This is a genomic window from Salmonirosea aquatica, from assembly GCF_009296315.1.
GTDB classification, from domain to species: domain Bacteria; phylum Bacteroidota; class Bacteroidia; order Cytophagales; family Spirosomataceae; genus Salmonirosea; species Salmonirosea aquatica.
Genome location: NZ_WHLY01000002.1, coordinates 5,437,162 through 5,456,220, shown reverse-complemented (window position 1 = coordinate 5,456,220; position 19,059 = coordinate 5,437,162). Strand labels below are relative to the sequence as shown.

The window sequence follows — 19,059 nt, the reverse complement described above, 5'->3', positions numbered from 1 at the left end:
AATGCGTGGGGTTGAGTCTTAGGATTTTAGTCTCACGCGTTTTTTCTTGAATTGTTTGAATGGCTATCCGACTGTATCCACGCTTAGGCCTATTTCTGCTAGGCCTAAGCGTGGATACTTATCTACTTAGTATCTGCCAATTCAATATCCATCGTTTTTATTAAGCCATTCTCAAAAGTATAAATATGTTTTACCATTCCATTATATATTAAATTGTCGTGTAAATCTTTTACTTTTTGATGAACTTCGACCTCTAAATCTCCATTCTGCCTTTCTTTAAACCCGATTGGATTGACCTTTGGATTTATTTCAGTCCATTGTCTTGTCCAATACTGCTTTATTTCACCATGTCCGCTTATGTGGCCCCCTCCCAGGCTTTTGACCATTGCACATCGGATTGCATGGTTGAAAGTGCCTTATCAATATCTCTTTCGTTAAAAGCAGTATAAGCCTTTATAATCAAATCTTTGTATTGTATTATCATATCAGGCAAGTCTTTTTTCTGGCAAAAAGATATTTATTATTCAGTGGTCTTGGCATTTAACCAGCTTAGAATATCATTCATTACAATTTCTTTGTCTGTATCATTCAATAAATCATGGTAATGTCCTTCATAAAATTTTAATGTCTTATCCTCTGAAGACGCACTGTCATAAAAATATTGACTTCCGCTCGGTTTAGTTGCTTTATCTGCCGTACCGTGAAGTATCAGTAACGGAAGTTTTATTGCCGGCATTTCTGCTTTTAATTTTTCATCTGCAAGAGACAATTGCTGTACTGTTCTAGTAGGTTGAACTTCATTGGCAATGAGTGGGTCATTATTCATAAAGTCGACAACCTCCTGATTGCGGGAAAAATCTTCATTTTTCAATCGCAGTACATGGGCGTGGGGAAATACATGGCTTATTCCTCTTAAAACAGCCACTGCGAAATCGGGGGCGGGTACCTGAAATGCAAAACTTTCACAAATAAAACCCCTGAGCTTATCCTGATGTTTCAAGGTATAAATGGAAGATAAAACACCGCCTGCGCTATGCCCTAATAAAAATGTTGGCAAATCCGGATGTGCTGCTTTTGCAATATTCACTAACTTGTCGAGTTCTATGACAAATTGTTCATAGTCGGCTATGTAATACCTTTCTCCGTCAGAATTTCCTCTTCCGGGAAAGTCAATCCCATAGACTTCGTAATTCTGAGCCGTTAATTGCTCGGCAGGCCATTGGAAATAACCGCTATGCGAATTAAATCCATGGGCAAATACCACAATAGCTTTTGGAATTTCTTTGGATTTCCAATTTTTGTAAGAAATATTCAGGCCTTCTTCCGATATGAAAGTACCCGTTTGCGGTTGGTTATTGTTTTGCATTTTATAATGATTATTTTGATTAATTAGTCTATCTATTCAGTTGTTGAATTGTTGATGTTGTACCTGTCTTTCCTTCAGCCCTGGCAGTTCATAACCGATCGTTGGTCGTAAGTGGTTAAACCTCAACAATGTCTGTGACTCCACAAATATCCGCCCGCTTACCTTTTTAAGTGTGTACTCAAAAACCGGTACGTAAATATCCCATTTACGCATCAGAAAATCTTCATTCTTACGCGATTTCTTTAAATCCTTTCGAGCAGATTCAAAAACTCCTGTTTTTTATTCCTCGACACCGGAATATTTTTATGATTGGCCATAATTACTTCACCTCCATCGCCCCGGATATATTTCTGGACATACCTGACATTGATCAGGAAACTGTGATGCACCCGGCAAAATCCCTTACTTTCCAGCACTTCTTCCACTTCTTTCAGGGTCTTTGAAATCAACACGGTTTTTCCGTTGGTCAATACGAAGTGGGTGTACCCGCCGTCCGATTCGCAGTAGTAGATCTCGTCGCTTTGGAGGATCTGCAAACCTTCCATTGTCGGTAACGCAATCCGGTCACCCGACTTCTGGCGATTTAGAAAAGCTACAAATTCGTCGACCGAAGACGGTGATTGAACGGGTACTGATAACTTTTCGGCTTTCATTACCGCTTGCCTCAGCTCGTCCTTGTCGATGGGTTTGAGGATGTAGTCGAGCGCGTTGTTACGAATGGCTTGGATGGCATACTCGTTATAAGCCGTCGTGAAAATGACCTGGAAACCCGTGTATTGACAAAGCTTTAACAAGTCGAATCCGCTCATGCCCGGCATTTCGATATCCAGAAAAAGCAGGTCGGGCCGGTGCTTTTCGATAGCCGTCAAACCATCTTGACCGTCGGTACAAGCGGCCAAAAGGGTAACCTGAGGGCAGTACCTGGCCAGAAGCAGGGACAGGACATCGCGGCAGTGCCGCTCATCGTCAACCAAAATCGCCTTCATGGAGTAGGTAGTTTGAGGGTAAAGTTCACGCAGGTACCTGCCGGATGCTTATCACCCGAGTAAAGGTCTGTGCTTGTCATTCGTGCATCCAAGTCGTAAATTTCATTCATCAATCGAAGCCTTTCCCGCACTAGTTTACTCCCGAAATGCGGCGGACTGGTGCGCAAACGAGCCGCGGCTGCCCGGCCGATCCCACTATCTATGATTTCGATTACCAACTGGCCGCCCTGTTCCCGACAGTGAATCGCCAACTTCCGGACGCCTGCTTTCTTGGGCAGTAACCCATGCCAGATGGCGTTTTCCACGTAGGGGTGAATCATCAGGGGAGGTACCTTGACCCTATCCTGATCGAGGGTATCACTGATTTCGAAAGCTATTTCAAAATGATTGTCGCACCGCAGGCGTTCCAGTTCTATGTACAGCTGCAACGCATGAAATTCATGGCGTATCGAAACCCACTCGGTTTGGGTATTGTCCAGTATCTGTCGCATCAAACGAGAGAATTTGGTCAGCATGGCTGAGGCATTTTCCGCTTCGTTTTGCAAGATAAAACTATTGATCGAATTGAGGCTGTTGAAGATAAAGTGCGGACTCATCTGAATGCGCAGCGCCAGTAGTTTGGTTTCCGCCACCCGTTTCCTGGTTTCGGCTAGTTGTCGCTCGGTTCGCTGATAGGCCTGTTCTAAGGTCATCTGCTTGACCTTTTGGGCGCAAAGGGTAGCTACGGTACTCAGAATCTTTAGGTGCCGGGGTTTAAAAAAATCCAGCTCCGAATGCTCGGCGTCGATTACCCCCAGCACCCGACCATCCAGAAGGATCGGTACCGTGATTTCGGACAGACGGGCGCAGTCGTCCTTGATATACCGGCCATCGAGCGAGGTATTCCCGATTCGTTCCGCCTTTCCGCTTAGGGCCACCGAACCCACGATTCCCTGCCCCAGCGCAATTTCGATGGGCCGATCGATAAGATAATTTGCCGGGCTTTTTGGCCCATAGGCGGCTTTTTGCAGAAGGACGCCCCGTTCCACATCGAGCCAGTAGATGACGCAATCGACAAAATTGAGCCGGCTGATGCAGTTCCTGACCACATCCCAAAGTACCTCTTCCAGGGTTGATTGGGTAAGCAGGGAGGTCGCAAAATAGGTGATGGCTTTTTCGGCTTCCAGCTCTTCGAACAATGCTTTCAATCCCGGCAGGTTGCGATTGGGAGCGTCATCCAGCATCAATCTTTTCATTTGCGTATCTGCGATATTTTACGTGCAACTACGCGAATCAGCGAATAGATTAAAAGTTAAACTGAATAACAGGAGGTTGCCGGCCGATAATTATCGAAAATAGACTATCATTGAGTAAATATTACCCAGACTGCCGTCTTATAACAGGAACCTACCTCCCTCTAAACGCCCCTTTGAAAACTCGTGTCTTTTTTACCCTCCTGGTGTTGTGTGGACAAGCGGTAAGCTGGCCTTTTATATCACTGGCCCAACCGCCAGTGCCGGCTCCCTCCCTCTGGTTTCAACATCTTACGTTGCGGCAGGGACTGGCGGCCAACTTCACTACGTCGATCACCCAGGACAATCTGGGCTTCATCTGGATCGGGACGGTCAATGGGCTCACCCGCTTCGACGGCCGGAACTGCCGTACGTTTACGCGTCAGAGTGGCGATTCGGCCTCGCTTTCCCATCGGGTAATCAGGTCGGTATTCACTTCAAAAAAAGGTACCCTTTGGGTGGGGGCCGAACAGGGCCTTAACCGGTATGACCCCATCAATCAGAAGTTCAGGCGGTATTCGTTTGAAGGATTTGGGGTTGGCAGCAATTTCATCCGCAACATTACGGAAAACCACGACGGAATTTTGTGGTGTGGTACCAAGGCGGGCCTGCTTCGCTTTGATCCGGTAGCGGGAAAAGCCCGACTCCTCCGCATTCCGGCCGATTCAGTTTCGCAGGCAGGGGCCAATGCGATTCGGGCACTTGTCCTGGAAGGTACCACGCTCTGGTTAGGTACTCAGGCTGGTCTGTATGCCTACGACTTGCAAAAAAAGCGCGTGAAGGCTTACCGATCCAACCCGGAATCGCCCACGTCCCTGCCCGGCGATTACGTAGCCGCCTTGGCCCGGTATTCGCCCACGGGCGAGCTGGTTGTGGGGACCGGCAATGGCTTTGTCGCGCTGCTGGACTCTGGCAAAGGAACCTTTCGAAAACTACCCCTCAGCGCGGGCAATCAGGCGGTGGCCTCGCTGTTGTGTGCCAGGGATGGGGATCTTTGGGTAGGTCTGGGCAGCGGAGGACTCCACAAGTTCAATCCGGGTTCAAATACCTTTACCAGCTATTTGAGCGATGAGCTCAATCCGCGCAGCATGGGGTGTAATTGCGTAAGAGGACTGTTTGAAGACCGGAATGGTATTGTTTGGATCGTCACGGACGACGCGGGGGTAAACTGGTTCAATCCTTCCACCGAGAAGTTTCATCTGGTGTATGACGAGATAGGGTACCATCCTGCCACATCGCTGGGGCTCGATGCGATCAAACTTTCCGTTGATCGCCAAAACAACCTTTGGGTAGCCACCCATGGAGGACTTCTGAGGGTTGATCCGCAGAAACCGGGGTATCTTCTTTATTCACACGATCCCCGAAATCCGAATAGTCTGGGAACCGATTTTTTATATGCGGTACTTGCCGACCATAAGGGACGTATATGGGCCGGCGGTAGTGGGCTGACCCGCTTTGATCCGCAGGGTACCCTTTTCGAGCAGATTCTGTGTTTAAATACGCCCACAGAAGCCCGGTCTGCCCGACGCGATTTTGTGGCGGGCGATCAGATATATTCAATTCTTGAAAACCGCGATGGGCGCATTTTCATGGGTACCAATGAAAAACTCACTATTTATGATCCCCAAACCGACACCTACCTTACCCAGTATTCGGATGAGCGTATCCGCAAGCTTCCCGGCAAAAACTACAACACTATGTACCTCGACCGACATGACAATCTGTGGATAGGAGGATTCGGACCGGTCTATAAAATCAGTCCTGAGTTGCGGGTATTGGCCCAGTACAATCGTGCGGAAAACGATCCGCACAGCTTGCCCGACGAGGGTGTAACGGGTTTTGCCGAAGATACCAAAGGGTACATGTGGATAGCCACGGATAATGGTCTGGCGCGATTAAATGTACAAACGGGCCGTTTCAAGACTTTTACCACCCAGGATGGCTTACCTACCAACGATATTTCGGCGTTGCTGGTTACGGGCGACACCTTATGGGCCAGTACAAGTAAGGGGATCGTTTGCATCGATACGCGAAAGATGCGGCTTACGGTTTTTGACGAGGACGATGGGCTGCCAGCCTCTGAATTTGAATCCGATGCCGTAGCCCGTGATTCCACCGGACGCATCTATTTTGGCGCGGTTCACGGCCTGGCATCGATTCACCCTAAGTCCATGCGCCTGAATCGCTCAATTCCGCCTGTATTCCTGACCTCCTTTCGGGTAGAGGAACACGAGTTTCTACGGGGGCAAGTCGCTAATCCAGCCCCCCTTGTCCTGAACTACCGACAGAATAGTTTTACGTTTGACATGGCCTCGCTGAATTTTGACAATCCGGCTGATAATCAATTTGCTTACCGGCTGGAAGGCTTCGAGGAGCGTTGGCATCAGGCAGGTACCAATTCCTCCGCCAGCTACACCAATATCCCGCCCGGCGACTATGTACTGCATAGTATCGCTTCCAACAACGACGGTGTCTGGAACCGGCAGGGCTATCGGCTGCCGGTACATATCACCCCGCCCTTTTGGCAACGCTGGTGGTTTCGTCTGGCTGTTTTGGCCGCTTTGATTGCTTCAACCGTGGTGACTGCCCGTTGGCGCGAACAGCGGCTGGTGCGTGAACAGCAAGAAAAAAGTGCCCTGCGCGAACGGATTGCGGCCTCCGAGATGAAAGCATTACGTTCCCAGATGAACCCCCATTTTCTGTATAACTCCCTCAATGCGATCCGGTTGTTTGTATTACAAAACGACAGTGACAACGCGGACAGGTACCTGGTAAAATTCTCCCGCCTTATGCGGCTTATTCTGGAAAATTCCGGGCAGGAATGGGTGACCCTCGCGGATGAACTCGATCAGCTGCAGCTATATCTGGAACTGGAACAGCTGCGGTTTGATCATACATTCGACTTTTCCATCGATACCGATTCCAGTGTTGCCCAAGAAAAGATTTCGGTTCCGCCCATGATCATTCAGCCCTATATCGAAAACGCCATTCTCCACGGTATTGCGCACAAAACGGGTCGGGGGAAGATTCAGGTGCAAATCAGATCCTCTGGCGAGCGCCTGGTTTGCCGGATCGAAGACAACGGGGTAGGTCGACAAAAAGCGGGTGAATTGAAAAGTAAAACCATTTCGTCGCACAAAAGCATGGGCCTCCAGGTAACCCAGGAGCGGCTGCAGCTGATCAGCCAGCGCTATGGTACCGAAAACGGAATCATCATTACTGACCTCTTCGATCAAGATCATCAGCCGAGCGGTACCAGCGTCGTGATCCAGCTACCCATTTTGCCTGCGTAAATCATCTTCTTGAATTCGTAACTTACTTACAACAATCTCCCGCTTCCAGGTAGCTTCTGCGTAAAAATACGCCTCCACGTGCTCTGGGTGCGTATTTTTACGTACTGTCTACTTTTGGTTTGCCCAATGTCTCCCTGTTTCCACCCGTTATCAAGCCAAAGCTTCCCGTTATTAATTCGGGCTGGCGTGCAGGGGTACCCTATCCTACCTTTGAACCATCAAAATCAAAACAGGGGCCGCCGAAAACCATAGAGTAGGCACACAAATTTCCCAATCGATTAGCCATGTTTATAAGAATTCCCCTCCTAGCCCTGTTCACAGGTACCCTGTTTATGTTGGTTTCGTGTCAACCCAACGACACCGTTACTCCCGCTCAGTCCGGTTCGGTTTCCAGCCAGAATCTGCGGGAAGGTTTCCTGCCCACATTTCCCAAACACTACCAACTCACCAAACATGGCGAGGCTACGCTGTCGTACTTTGACGATGGCAGGTTGCGGAAAGTGGTGCATACCGGCACCTCGGTTCGGGGTGGTATGGGCTTATACACGCTCTATATTTATTCGGCGCATTCCGTTGTCACAAAAACCTACAATGGGAACAGTTTCATTCAGGAAATAAAGTTTTTACTGGATGCAAATACGGGCTATTGCTACGAGTCGCAACAGATCGATTACATTCCCTATGGTCCCAATACCACCCTGGCACAGGAAACCGGGTACCTGTACCAGTACGACGGGAATGGGCGCTTGAAAAGTCGCACCAATAAAAAGTACACTTACGAAAAGACGGATTTTATCTACAACGCAGGCGGAGATTTAAGTAAAATAATCAGCTATGACAAAGCCAATGGTAATCCTGGGGTAGTTGTCGTGTCCGAAGCCGCCCTTTCCTACGACCAACCCACGGGCGACCCTATCTTATCGGATCTATATCCTCTCAATGGAGAAGCGGCTAATCTTCCAGACACGTACCTCAGGATTTTTGGCAAGTCCGGCAAGCATCTGGTGAAGCTCGTCACCGAAAAGTATTCCTCAAAGGGCCAATACTATACCTATGTGCTGAATTCTGACGGATATGTGACAACGCGTAATACTTACAACGTATCCGGCGGAACACTGGCGAACACCCAGGCATATGAGTACCTAGTGACTAACCTGGTAGTTCAATTATAATCGGTACCCTGCCATGAAAAAACTAACCATTTGCAAATCGGCTACGTTGTTTTTTGGTCTGCTGGCCGTCGGTCTGCTTACCCGGCTCGATTCGGTAAATGAGCATTTGCGCCACGGCGATATGATCGGTGCCGCGCTGGGGCTGCTTAGTGCCATCTTTGGTTCCCAATGGGTCGAGTACCAGCGGCGGCAGGAAGAGGCTTCGGCCAGACCTATCTGGCCGGGTTGGCTCCGGTACCTGCTGTTTTCGGGGTTGTTGCTCATTTTATCCGCCGAAACCCAGGCACAGACCAACAGTATTGTCAAAACCAGCCATATTTTTACTGTGAATACTGGACAGCCCAATACAATGGTTGGGATCGATGCGGGTAAAGTCAAGTTAGATGAATCGAATAGATTCCTCGGGTGCCGCGTAAATAAAGTACCCCTCTGGCTAAAGACTTGAAACGGTACGGAATCGCTCAGGGTACCCTGAGTACTCTTCTGCTGCAAAAGGTAGAAGAACTCACTATGTATCTTATTGAACAAAATAAGGAGATAACCGCTCTGCAACAACAGGTACTTCGCCTGTCCAGCGTTCACCAACCCTAGCCTTGCTCTGACCATTCAATTTCTCAGGATGAACCCGATGTAAATATCATGAAATACGTGGCTATTGGACTACTCGCGGGCCTAGTTGGCTATGTTACTCTCGCGGTATTAAGTTATTATTTAATCGGCAAGTTTTCTTCCAATAGTCACGACCGGGGCGTGGAGGCCAGTATGACCAGCATTTTTGTGTTCGGCCCCATCGGTTTCGTGCTGTTATTCATTGTGGGCTATATAATGGCTAAAAAGATGTTTTGAGCCGAATTTTTGGTAGGAGAATGGGCTGGGCGAGCACAATCATTCGATAATTTCCACCAGCATTTCACGCCCGTCCAGGTCGTAGTACGTAATGGTCATTTTATCCGTATCGAACGTCCATTTTTCTGTTCCACTTTCAGTCAGGCCCCGGCACATTTCCAGATAGTCCGTTTTTCCCTGCGCATGTAAGTCCAACTGTTTTTGTAAGATTTTCCGGTTGCTTTTGCTGGCAATGATGAGCTTTTCATGTACCGGAGGAGAAATCAACTTTTGGCTATCTTTTCCAAAATATTCTGAATGTCCATCCGTGATGAAGGAGCCGTAGGTATCTACCCCAAAATTGCTTGGAGCGCCCGTAAATAATCCGGCAAGGTCGCCTGTTTGCCCAGGCGGTCGTGGATGTTGTTGATTTGATCGAGAGTGAACATGGGTTGGTTAATTGTGTACTCCTATTATGTTTTCAGACCGGTTATCAATCGTTTAAAATAGTATAAGACTACCGCTTCACCCGCTCCGGCGTGAACATACTCAGGTCCCACTCTTTGTACCAGTGAGGCTCGTGTTCCTCAATCTGTAAATTTTAGCAATCCATTTTAACGAAAAGAAAACGAGGCAAGCAGCATGAGTGCATTGGATGAACCGATGTGAGTAGCTTGGTCCTGGACGGTGTGCCAGTGATACCTCAGTTCAATATTGATTGCTTTAGATTTTGTAACGTATTTCTCTCCGCCTATTCCAACTGAGTATCCAGAACCCAAGCCTTTATTGAAGCGATAGTCATAATCTCTTGAATCGGCATAATGAACATTTACTCCAAAACGGAGAGGATATGAAAAGGTAGGTCCTGCTTTGATAAATGTACGTACATCTCCATCGGTCAGGACATACCGTACCAGCGGCGAGAACATTATATACTCTTCCTGAGCTGATACGCTTTGGTCTTCAGAAGCAATATCGGTCACGATCTTATACTTTCGCTGGCCGGAGTATTTATTGTACATTAGTTCGGCTACTCCTGACAATCGTTTATGAGGCATAATAGTGTATGAAATCCCGAATGGCACAAAATAATAGGCCTCGAGTGGGCCTTCTACGGATGGTTTGGCAAAGACACTGGAATGAAACGAATAATGCCAGCCATTCCGAGCAAAACCGGCTATTAACTCGAAGCTATCCCGGTAGCGATTGGCCATAATGGTCGGTTCTTGCTTATCCACACAGAAATTATATCGGCGCAATATCTTTTCAAAATAGCTATAAGAATACACAAAATCTCGCGATTCCATCATTTTATGAAGTAATTCGTCCTGGCAATCTCCCAAGTTTAGAGTAAGAACCCGATATGCATCGTTGCCCAAAAGCGGAAGTAATTCGCCTTGATGGTTTTGGAGAACATATTCCCAATCATCCTCCTTGGAAATCAGCTCGTACAAGCTAAGTCTACCCAACAAGCGCGCTTTCATAAAGTACCGCTTGTGATTTTGGTTCTGAGGAATTTCCTGGGAAATCCGTCGAATATCATCTACAATGTAAAATTTCAGGTCATCGGCGGAATAGCTGGTAATTTCACGGTTGGTGTTGTTTCTGAAGAGTACCTCGAAATTACCTTTCGCCTTTACTTCACCCATTAGGGTATCATTCTGATTAGTGATAATCAAACCCGGAACGAAGTGTTTTTGAGCCCGGGCAGAGAGACAACTCATGATATGTAAGACCATGATTAGCCTGACTTTAGTATAAGTATGCATAGGAGTATCGAAACTTAAAAACCTTATCTTGCCGTTTCTGGCAATTAAACATAAACAAAATTCACTACTCCACCAATCCCCTACCGCTTCTCCCGCTCCGGCGTAAACATACTCAGATCCCACTCCTTGTACCAGTGCAGTTCCATCTTGCCATCTTCGGTAATCGTGATCGGCAGAAATACATACTGCGAATCGGGACGGCCGCCGCCGTTCCAGCGGTCGCCCATGTAGAGGTAGGCATCCCTATAGCCCGGAATTTTGAAAATGTAGCAGGGCTGCGAATTGAAGGAATTGTTGCCCGCGTCGCCCACAAACGGATTGCCCTGTTTGGTATACGGTCCCAGAATATTCGTGGCGGTGTAGTAGGTAGCCGGGTTGGGCGTCCAGCCCGAGCAGCCGCTCGTGAGCAGGTAGTAGGTACCCTTCTTCTTCAAAATGCCCGGCCCTTCGCAGTGCGCTTCGATGTCCACATCGTTGGTGGTGGTGCTGAGGTAGTCGCCCGATAACTCCACCATCCGAATGGTGCGGTTCGTATGATCGGCGGCATAGCCGATGTAGGCTTTTTTAGTTTCGGGATCGACGTACATACCAATATCCCGCGACTCGTGGCCGTTGGGCCGTTCATGATGCTGCACCACGAACGGCCCGGTGGGTGATTTACTGACGGCCACCCCGAGTTCGGCGAGCGTATAGCGGTTACCGTCGAAATGAAACCACATCACATACTGATCTTTCGTAGCATCATAGACTACCTTAGGCCGCTCGAAAGTTTCGATGGTACCTTTTTCCAACACTGCCCCTTCATTCTTCCAGTTATACAAATCCTTCGACGAATAGCAGGAGGCCCCGCGCGGCACGCCACGATGCTCGCCGTACCAGTAATAGGTTTTCAGGGAATCGACATAGATGATGTTGCCGCCATGACAGTCGATGTGCTTGCCGTCGGTGTCGAGCCACTCGCCGCCGGGTTTGAAGGAAGTATAGGGGGTAGGTTGCTGGGAATAAACGGGATGAGTTGATGCAAATAATACAAAGCCCAAAAGGTAGAATGCTCTAAATGCAGGGAGACGAAATTTGTATAACATGAAATTCTTTTGGACCTTTTTCATTAGTTGATTTACTAGTTATGCTATGTGATTTCAGACAATGTTTTAAAAACCTCCCCTTCTGTTTTTGGCTAATTTTATTTTTTTGGGCAGGAAATATAGTCTTGCCAATACGATCATGGGAAGTTTGGTAAACAGCAGGATAAATGCCAAGCCGGGACTGTAAAAGGAAAGCACAATGGCAATAATCGCATTGATCATATCCAGATTACAATACAGTCGGATCGGTACATGCGAGAGGGTAAGTACCTCTTCGCCATCCTGTTTGATAAAACCCAAGGTAGTAGAATAATCCCAAATGTTGTTCTGGAAGATCGATACCATCAGCAAATTGGTGCTGTATAGGATGATTGAAATTTTATCAAAAAAGTACCCGCTTACCAATGAAGTAGAAAACGGGAGTAATACGATGAAAAACAACCAGAAAATATTGAGCCATAGTAGTTTTTCGTCGATCTTCTTGATATGTGTAAAGAAGGTATGGTGCGTTTTCCAGTAGTTCGCGATATTGATGAATGACAACAGAAATGCGGCAAAGGATTTCCATTGACTGGTAATATCCGAAAGTTGCAGATGGTCGGTAGAAGTTTTTTCAACCTTGATGTCAAGCGCCAGCAGGGTTATGGCAATGGCCACGACCGCATCACAGAAAAATACCGTACGTTCAAGTTGCAAATTTTTGTCCCCCATTTTACACAAATATTTGGTATTCAGCAATAAAAGCACCGCACTTGCAACTTCATTCTAATTTGATACCCATTAGTACCGGCCCAATCAGCATTCCAAGGTACGCGAACAACAGGGTACCCTAGCTCCGGAAATCTCAATATCGTAAAAGTCTGTGACTTTCAGTTTTTCCCTGTGTCTGGGTACCTTGGGTTCAGTAGAAAAATCCTGCCGGCTTACCTAAGTCTGGGGCTGTAAATCCTGATAACCGATAGAGTACGTTTGAACCAGAATTTTCAGAATGTCAGATTTTTACAATACTCCCCCTGCCACAGTCCTTAACTTGTGGATCTGAAACAAATCAGGACGACTAGTCACCCAACACCTGAACCTCGTGCCGCTCTATCGATATATTCTAAGACCATAGGAGAAAACTCATAATTTATTGAACGGTAGGCAATTACGGTCTATTCTGATTTAATTTTATACACAATTACCCTCAACTTAAACCCTTTACATCATGAAAAAAATCTTAAAATGGACGGGTATCGTCCTCGTAGCACTGCTTGTCATCGTGGCCATCGCCGGAGCTTATTTTGCCAATAATTTCGAAAATCGGCTGGCTAAAACCTATGAAGTAACGCCCGCCCGGGTACCAGTCCCGACCGATTCCGCCCTCCTGAGCGAAGGCGAACGTCTGGCAAAAATCCACTGCATCGCCTGCCACGGAAAGGACCTGGGAGGAACTGAATTTTTCAATGACGCGGCCATTGGATCGGTACCTGCTTCTAACCTTACAGCGGGACAGGGAGGCAAAGGCCGCGAATACGATGAGGTGGATTTTATACGTGCCATTCGGCATGGAATCAAGAAAGACGGAACACCGGCTTTCATTATGCCCGCCGCTGAGTTTCAACATTTGAGCGATGAGGATTTGGGAGCCATCGTGGGGTACTTGAAGAGTGTCCCCCAACAAAACAGAAACTGGTCTGGCCCCCAAATCACCTTTTTGGGAAGGGCACTCGCGGGAGCTGGTTTGTTTGGCGATGTAATCAACGCTGAAAATATCGATCATGCCGCCATAGCAGCGGTTAGCGCTCCGGTTCGCGGAGCAACGGCGGAGTACGGGCGTTATTTGGTCAAGACGAGCGGTTGTCCGGGCTGTCATGGCAAGGAACTCAACGGTATGCAGCCCGGCGAGCCGGGAGCCCCCTTCGCTCCCAACCTGACTCCCGGGGGCAATGTAGGAAAATGGTCGGAAGACCAGTTCAGGGCCGCCCTTCGGACGGGTGTTACACCCGATCAGCGCCAGCTCAATCCTAGTTTTATGCCCTGGCCCGGCTTCGCGTACCTGCACGATGATGAAATTTCGGCCCTGTACAAGTACCTCCAGGCTCAGCCCGCACTGGCTAGTGCAAAATAAAAGATTCTTTTAGGCAGGGGTACCTTGCCTAGGCAATTGCGGTTTAGATAGTCAATTCTTCTGGCGATTAACTAGCTAATCGACAATAGACTTTCGAATTTATTTAGATTAATTCTAAGTAATACCTTGACTTGTATAGTAGCTCGCTATACATTTGTGCCAGTTATTTGTAATTAATCTAAATAAAAATACATGAAATTTCGATTACTGCTATTCGTAGGAATACTGAGCAACACGGCGCTTTTGGCCCAGAAAGGACAAATACAAGGTACCATCAGCAGCCTCGATGGCCAACCGGCAGAGTTTGTCAATGTGATGCTACGTGAAACGGAAAAAGGTACCATCACCAATACCAGCGGCCACTTTTCCTTTGATAATCTAAAAGCAGGTACCTATACCGTAGTAGCCAGCTTTGTGGGACTCACCACTCAGTCAGAAAAGGTGGTGGTGGGTGAAGACGAAAAGAAAACCATCAATTTCAAGTTGCAGGAGAACAGCCGGCAACTACAGGAAGTAATTGTTTTTGCCAACACCAACAAGTACAAAGCCGATTATACCTCCAAGTCGCTTCGGCTAATGTCGCCGATCCTCGAAACGCCGCAGAACATTCAGGTGATCGGCAAGCAGATCATTGCCGATCAGCAGGCCTTCGATATGCTGGAAGGCATTCAGCGCAATGTGAGCGGGGTGCAGAAACTGGAACACTGGGACAACTACGCCTACCTCAACATGCGGGGTTCGCAGATTACGGCCTTCCGCAACGGTATGAACGTGCAGATGCCCTGGGGCCGCTGGCCGAGGATATGAGCATGGTCGAGCGCATCGAATTTGTAAAAGGGCCAGCCGGATTTATGCTGGCCAACGGCGAACCGAGCGGATTTTATAACGTCGTGACCAAGAAACCTTCGGGGATCACCAAAGGCGAGGCGTCGTTCAGCCTGGGTAGTTTTGAAACCTACCGCACTACGCTGGACCTGGACGGAAAGCTTTCCAAAGATGGTAAACTACTGTACCGCCTGAACGTAATGGGTCAGCTGAAAGGCTCGCACCGCGATTTTGAATACAACAACCGGTACTCCATCGTGCCCGTGCTCAAGTATCAGATCGATAACAAGAGTTCGCTCACGCTCGAATACACGCATCAGTTTTCGGAAATGAGCGTCATCGGCAGTAACTACGCTTTCTCGAACAACGGTTACGCCGACCTACCCCGCAACTTTACTACCGCTGAACCCAACCTTGATCCTACCATAATTCATGACCAGAGTGTGCTGGGGATTTTTGAGCACTTTTTTAATGAGAAATGGAAGCTCACCGCCCAAATGGCCTACTTCAACTACGATCAGGTAGGGCAAAGTATCTGGCCCTGGGGGATTTCGTCGGTAGACAACCGGTCCATGCAGCGGGGGATTAGTGTGTGGGACGCACTGGGCCTGAACAGAACCGGGCAGATTTTCCTGAACGGTACCGCTCAAACCGGCGGCATCACGCATAATCTGCTGGGTGGCATCGACATGAGTAAAAAAGATTATTTCGCGGATTTCAACCAGGGAGCCGCGCTGGGCGATAGTACTTTCAATATCTACAATCCTGTGTATGGTACTGTTCCCGTCGCCGAAATCCCGACCTGGGACCGCAGCCGCAGCGTCCGGGAACGGGGCGTCAACTACAATTCCAGCTATAGCTCGTTCTACGTGCAGGATGAAATCAAGTTTTTCCAGGATAAGCTTCGCCTGACCCTGGCCGGACGCTATACTACCCTCAAAGATATTAATCCGTACAGCGGTTCGACCGACGACGGTAAGTTTACCCCCCGGGCGGGCGTCAGCTACTCCATCAACAAGCAATCGTCGGCCTACTTTGTGTACGACCAGGCCTTTGTGGCCAATCCCGGCAGCGACTGGCAGGGTAAAAGTTTCGACCCCATCACGGGCAATAATCTTGAGCTAGGCTTTAAGAAAAACTGGATGGGAGGCCGCTGGAACTCCACCATAGCCGCCTACCGCATCACGAAGAACAACGTTCTGACTACCGACGTAGACCACCCGAATCCCATCACTGGCCAGCTGGTATACAGTCGGCAAACGGGTCAGCAGCAGGTCGAGGGCGTGGAGGTAGATATCAAAGGCGAGTTGCTACCTCACCTGGACCTGATCCTGAACTACGCCTATACCGACGCCAAAGTCACCAAAGATTCTGACGAGTCGGTAGTGGGCAATCAGGTACCCGGTGCCACCAAGCACATCCAGAATGGCTGGCTTTCCTATAACCTTCCCAAAAGTGCGCTAAAAGGTCTGAAATTCTCGCTGGGCTATCAGTACCAGGCCGGGCGCTCGTCGTGGTACATCTTCGATAATTCCGAGAGCTCCCTACCCAACTACTTCCGGCTCGATGGCGGCGTATCGTACCAGTCGGGTGCTTTCGGCGTGACGGTCAATGTCAACAACCTGCTGGATAAGTACCTGTATTCGGGCTCGCCCTACGGAGAAATGTACTACTGGCAAACCGAAGCTGGTCGCAACGCCCGTATGACTGTCAACTATCGTTTCTGATCCAGCATGACGTTCAAGAAAATCATTGGAAAAATTCACCTCTGGCTCGGACTAAGTACCGGGCTGGTGGTGTTTATTATCGCCATCACGGGTTGTTTGTACGCGTTCCAGGCCGAGATTCAGGACGCCACGCAGCCCTATCGTTTTGTGGAACCGCAGTCGACCAACTACCTGCCGCCTTCGGTCCTGAAATCCATCGCTGAAAAAGAACTGCCCGACAAGCACCTCCACGCCGTAGAGTACGGGGTACCGGGCAAGGCAGCGCAGGTGTACTTCTACCACTTCGAGCCTTCGTATTATTACAGCGTGTACCTGAATCCCTACACCGGCAAAGTATTGAAGGTAAAAGACATGGATGCCGATTTTTTTCGGATCGTGCTTCTGGGACACTACTACCTCTGGTTACCTCCCGTCATCGGCCAGCCGCTGGTAGCATCGGCTACCCTGATTTTTGCCCTCATGCTCGTGTCCGGCATCGTACTGTGGTGGCCCAAAAACAAGGCCGCTGCGAAGCAACGGTTCTGGCTGCGCTGGCGGGATGGTCTGAAATGGAAGCGCAAAAACTATGACCTGCACAATGTACTGGGCTTTTACTCTTCCTGGTTTGCCATCGTCGTTACCCTCACGGGGTTGGTGTGGGGTTTTCAGTGGGTGGCCCAGGGGGTACATTGGAGTTTGGGAGGAGAGAAATCCCTGCTGTACGAAGAACCGGTTTCGATTAAAAGTACCTCTCCGGCTCTGCTTTCTGATCAGACACCCGCCATCGACAGGGTATGGGCGCTGATGAACAAAGAGCATCCCGATGCCCAGCGGCTGGAAGTACACGTTCCCGAGACCGATACGTCGGTCATCGCCGCTAACGCCAATCCCGACGCCGCTACCTTCTGGAAAACCGATTACCGCTATTTTGATCAATATAGTCTCAAGGAACTACCCGTCAATCATGTGTATGGTCGCTTCAAAGATGCCCGGCTGGCCGATAAAGTCATTCGCATGAATTATGATATTCACGTGGGGAGTATTTTTGGGCTACCGGGCAAAATCCTGGCCTTTCTGATCAGTCTGACCGTCGCAAGCCTTCCTATCACGGGTACCCTGATCTGGTGGGGGCGGCGGAAGAAAGAGCGCGTTTCTCGCCCGAAAATGCAAGCAGCCCGAAGAAAGGAGGTAGAGGTGTAGACAAGCCTAGTTTCCACTGATTGAACAAACAGGGCTTACTGCTGTACAAACATTTTAAATTCGTCGTGTGCTGCGCCTGGCCTTTTTTTGTAGGACAGCCTGGTAGTGTCTACTAATTAAGATATTCTGAAGTAGTAATAATCTTATAATTAGGATTGGCTTCGAGTAAATCTTTTAACACGCCAATGTGCAATTGTCCCATAATCAAAAAGATTCGCTTTGAATTATGATCCAGCTGGGCATTTAGTATGTTTGAGTATATTTTTAGATTTCTGTTATAAAATAAAGTAATATATTCCGCTCCAATATATTTCTCATCTATTTTACCTATATCGACTGTATTAGTTCCATTTTCCGAAAATTTGCCGTTTATCACATAAGCAGGTAAGTTAAAAATCAGGTTGTGAGAGAGGTCGATAAATTTTGGTTGGTTTATTGTTTTTATATAGTCATAAATGGAAAGACTATCTTGCTGGACTTTCTTTTTCATTGGTCTTGCAGTATTCATGAGTTCCAGTAATCCATTTTTGAAAATATCTATATTCTTACCAGAACTTAATAAAGATTGAGAAGTCGATTCATAATGATCAATACCGTAAACGGTTTCTAAGTTTAACATTTTGGCCAGCCTGAAACCAATTTGATACGTTTCTGAAGAGCCGTATTCTATTTCAGAAAGTTTCAAAGTATTTTCCCTATAAGCTTTATACAAACTATCCACCTGTTTTTGTTCACTGGGTTCTTTTTCAACCATTATTTGGTCTGGTGAAAAGGTCCGAAGCTTCTCGGTAAGCTTAATAATTTCTTTTTGTTTTTTGGGGCTGAAAATATCTGAGGAAGGTGTCCCATTATCCATTTGACCCAAATGATCAAATCCAACTAGTAAAATCTCTGTTTTTGGACTATTTTGTGAAAAAATTGGATTTAAGGTTAAAATTATTAAAGCTACTGACAGGATATATCTTTTTTTACTCATTAGTATTGGTTTTGTTATTTGCATTATGCGCAGCGGTCGTATACAACACATTGTTGCGTATCTCGGTTAATAAAAGAACTGCACTTCACGCTTGCATCTGATTTCCCCTACTCTTCTTGGTTGTATCAAATGATAAAAATAAGGGTTTCTTCGTTCAAATTAACCTTTTTGAATCACTTTTCCCAAATCTCAAAACCAAAATCTCTTATTTGGCTTCTGCTTTAAAACCTCTGCTACCTCGTTAACTCTCTGTTTTGTGACCCGGCAAAATCCTGGCCTTTCTGATCAGTCTGACCGTCGCCAGCCTGCCCAGCACAGGTATCCTGATCTGATGGGTGGCGCAAAAAGGCGTTGGCGAAAGCGCCGAAGCCTAGGGTGGAGTTGAGGAGGAAAGTAGAGGCGTAGCAAAGCTCAGTAATTTACGCTTGCTAATTCTGGTTGTCATTCGGTGGCCCAATAAGCAAAAATTACTGGT

Annotated in this window: 18 protein-coding genes; 9 read left to right on the top strand and 9 right to left on the bottom strand. The window is 47.7% G+C overall.

The window, feature by feature from the left end; genetic code table 11:
- Window positions 1-122: 122 nt before the first annotated feature.
- The 4 genes from GBK04_RS23480 to GBK04_RS23465 form a co-directional block, all read right to left on the bottom strand.
- Window positions 123-386 (bottom strand): ketosteroid isomerase, encoded by a 264-nt coding sequence (locus tag GBK04_RS23480; RefSeq protein WP_373331272.1) that lies wholly within the window; start codon window positions 384-386, stop codon window positions 123-125.
- A 134-nt stretch (window positions 387-520) separates the two neighbouring features.
- Window positions 521-1,366, bottom strand: coding sequence for an alpha/beta hydrolase (locus GBK04_RS23475; RefSeq protein WP_152763939.1), 846 nt, complete (start codon window positions 1,364-1,366; stop codon window positions 521-523).
- A gap of 242 nt (window positions 1,367-1,608) precedes the next feature.
- Window positions 1,609-2,352: a LytR/AlgR family response regulator transcription factor gene (locus GBK04_RS23470; RefSeq protein ID WP_152763938.1), complete on the bottom strand. Its 744-nt coding sequence runs from the start codon at window positions 2,350-2,352 to the stop codon at window positions 1,609-1,611.
- Window positions 2,349-3,587 (bottom strand): histidine kinase, encoded by a 1,239-nt coding sequence (locus tag GBK04_RS23465; RefSeq protein WP_373331271.1) that lies wholly within the window; start codon window positions 3,585-3,587, stop codon window positions 2,349-2,351. Before GBK04_RS23465 ends, GBK04_RS23470 begins: the two co-directional genes overlap by 4 nt.
- A gap of 173 nt (window positions 3,588-3,760) precedes the next feature.
- Here GBK04_RS23465 and GBK04_RS23460 point away from each other — a divergent pair, with 173 nt between their 5' ends.
- From GBK04_RS23460 to GBK04_RS23445, 5 genes are all read left to right on the top strand, one after another.
- A complete protein-coding gene (locus GBK04_RS23460) occupies window positions 3,761-6,916 on the top strand; it encodes a ligand-binding sensor domain-containing protein (protein WP_152763936.1) in 3,156 nt (1,051 codons plus the stop codon).
- Window positions 6,917-7,200: 284 nt separating this feature from the next.
- On the top strand, window positions 7,201-8,088 hold the full coding sequence (locus GBK04_RS23455) for a hypothetical protein (RefSeq protein ID WP_152763934.1): 888 nt from the start codon (window positions 7,201-7,203) through the stop codon (window positions 8,086-8,088).
- A 13-nt stretch (window positions 8,089-8,101) separates the two neighbouring features.
- On the top strand, window positions 8,102-8,533 hold the full coding sequence (locus GBK04_RS31010; protein ID WP_373331270.1) for a hypothetical protein: 432 nt from the start codon (window positions 8,102-8,104) through the stop codon (window positions 8,531-8,533).
- Complete coding sequence (locus GBK04_RS31005) at window positions 8,530-8,679, top strand: hypothetical protein (protein ID WP_373331269.1); 150 nt, start codon at window positions 8,530-8,532, stop codon at window positions 8,677-8,679. The genes GBK04_RS31010 and GBK04_RS31005 overlap by 4 nt, the downstream gene beginning before the upstream one ends.
- 48 nt (window positions 8,680-8,727) lie before the next feature.
- Entirely contained in the window at window positions 8,728-8,934 is a 207-nt protein-coding gene (locus GBK04_RS23445) for a hypothetical protein (RefSeq protein WP_152763932.1), read from the top strand.
- A 39-nt stretch (window positions 8,935-8,973) separates the two neighbouring features.
- Here the strand turns inward: GBK04_RS23445 and GBK04_RS23440 are convergent, their stop codons facing one another.
- From GBK04_RS23440 to GBK04_RS23425, 4 genes are all read right to left on the bottom strand, one after another.
- Complete coding sequence (locus tag GBK04_RS23440; protein ID WP_373331484.1) at window positions 8,974-9,246, bottom strand: DUF1398 family protein; 273 nt, start codon at window positions 9,244-9,246, stop codon at window positions 8,974-8,976.
- A gap of 281 nt (window positions 9,247-9,527) precedes the next feature.
- A complete protein-coding gene (locus GBK04_RS23435; protein ID WP_152763928.1) occupies window positions 9,528-10,562 on the bottom strand; it encodes a hypothetical protein in 1,035 nt (344 codons plus the stop codon).
- A gap of 200 nt (window positions 10,563-10,762) precedes the next feature.
- Window positions 10,763-11,722 carry a family 43 glycosylhydrolase gene (locus tag GBK04_RS23430; protein ID WP_373331268.1) on the bottom strand — a complete coding sequence of 320 codons (960 nt, stop codon included), beginning with the start codon at window positions 11,720-11,722 and terminating at the stop codon, window positions 10,763-10,765.
- Window positions 11,723-11,833: 111 nt separating this feature from the next.
- Entirely contained in the window at window positions 11,834-12,478 is a 645-nt protein-coding gene (locus tag GBK04_RS23425) for a TMEM175 family protein (RefSeq protein WP_152763924.1), read from the bottom strand.
- A 496-nt stretch (window positions 12,479-12,974) separates the two neighbouring features.
- On the opposite strand from GBK04_RS23425, the gene GBK04_RS23420 reads away from it, so the two are divergent.
- The 4 genes from GBK04_RS23420 to GBK04_RS23410 all read left to right on the top strand — a co-directional run bounded on the left by GBK04_RS23420 (window position 12,975) and on the right by GBK04_RS23410 (window position 17,608).
- Window positions 12,975-13,877, top strand: a complete 903-nt coding sequence (locus GBK04_RS23420; RefSeq protein WP_152763922.1) for a c-type cytochrome — start codon at window positions 12,975-12,977, stop codon at window positions 13,875-13,877.
- Between the two features lie 192 nt (window positions 13,878-14,069).
- Window positions 14,070-14,684, top strand: coding sequence for a carboxypeptidase-like regulatory domain-containing protein (locus GBK04_RS31000; RefSeq protein ID WP_373331267.1), 615 nt, complete (start codon window positions 14,070-14,072; stop codon window positions 14,682-14,684).
- Complete coding sequence (locus GBK04_RS23415; RefSeq protein WP_373331266.1) at window positions 14,681-16,429, top strand: TonB-dependent siderophore receptor; 1,749 nt, start codon at window positions 14,681-14,683, stop codon at window positions 16,427-16,429. The genes GBK04_RS31000 and GBK04_RS23415 overlap by 4 nt, the downstream gene beginning before the upstream one ends.
- A gap of 6 nt (window positions 16,430-16,435) precedes the next feature.
- The gene (locus tag GBK04_RS23410; RefSeq protein ID WP_152763920.1) at window positions 16,436-17,608 is read left to right on the top strand and encodes a PepSY-associated TM helix domain-containing protein; all 1,173 of its coding nucleotides are present in this window, start codon (window positions 16,436-16,438) and stop codon (window positions 17,606-17,608) included.
- A 112-nt stretch (window positions 17,609-17,720) separates the two neighbouring features.
- On the opposite strand, the gene GBK04_RS23405 is transcribed toward GBK04_RS23410, so the two are convergent.
- Window positions 17,721-18,584: a DUF5694 domain-containing protein gene (locus GBK04_RS23405; RefSeq protein WP_373331265.1), complete on the bottom strand. Its 864-nt coding sequence runs from the start codon at window positions 18,582-18,584 to the stop codon at window positions 17,721-17,723.
- Window positions 18,585-19,059: the final 475 nt, after the last annotated feature.

What these genes read in the sequence shown, in the direction of transcription:
- GBK04_RS23480 (WP_373331272.1), bottom strand. Translation starts at nt 386, where the DNA reads ATGGTCAAAAGCCTGGGAGGGGGCCACATAAGCGGACATGGTGAAATA.
- GBK04_RS23475 (WP_152763939.1), bottom strand. Translation starts at nt 1,366, where the DNA reads ATGCAAAACAATAACCAACCGCAAACGGGTACTTTCATATCGGAAGAA.
- GBK04_RS23470 (WP_152763938.1), bottom strand. Translation starts at nt 2,352, where the DNA reads ATGAAGGCGATTTTGGTTGACGATGAGCGGCACTGCCGCGATGTCCTG.
- GBK04_RS23465 (WP_373331271.1), bottom strand. Translation starts at nt 3,587, where the DNA reads ATGAAAAGATTGATGCTGGATGACGCTCCCAATCGCAACCTGCCGGGA.
- GBK04_RS23455 (WP_152763934.1), top strand. Translation starts at nt 7,201, where the DNA reads ATGTTTATAAGAATTCCCCTCCTAGCCCTGTTCACAGGTACCCTGTTT.
- GBK04_RS31010 (WP_373331270.1), top strand. Translation starts at nt 8,102, where the DNA reads ATGAAAAAACTAACCATTTGCAAATCGGCTACGTTGTTTTTTGGTCTG.
- GBK04_RS23445 (WP_152763932.1), top strand. Translation starts at nt 8,728, where the DNA reads ATGAAATACGTGGCTATTGGACTACTCGCGGGCCTAGTTGGCTATGTT.
- GBK04_RS23435 (WP_152763928.1), bottom strand. Translation starts at nt 10,562, where the DNA reads ATGGGTGAAGTAAAGGCGAAAGGTAATTTCGAGGTACTCTTCAGAAAC.
- GBK04_RS23425 (WP_152763924.1), bottom strand. Translation starts at nt 12,478, where the DNA reads ATGGGGGACAAAAATTTGCAACTTGAACGTACGGTATTTTTCTGTGAT.
- GBK04_RS23420 (WP_152763922.1), top strand. Translation starts at nt 12,975, where the DNA reads ATGAAAAAAATCTTAAAATGGACGGGTATCGTCCTCGTAGCACTGCTT.
- GBK04_RS31000 (WP_373331267.1), top strand. Translation starts at nt 14,070, where the DNA reads ATGAAATTTCGATTACTGCTATTCGTAGGAATACTGAGCAACACGGCG.
- GBK04_RS23415 (WP_373331266.1), top strand. Translation starts at nt 14,681, where the DNA reads ATGAGCATGGTCGAGCGCATCGAATTTGTAAAAGGGCCAGCCGGATTT.
- GBK04_RS23410 (WP_152763920.1), top strand. Translation starts at nt 16,436, where the DNA reads ATGACGTTCAAGAAAATCATTGGAAAAATTCACCTCTGGCTCGGACTA.
- GBK04_RS23405 (WP_373331265.1), bottom strand. Translation starts at nt 18,584, where the DNA reads ATGAGTAAAAAAAGATATATCCTGTCAGTAGCTTTAATAATTTTAACC.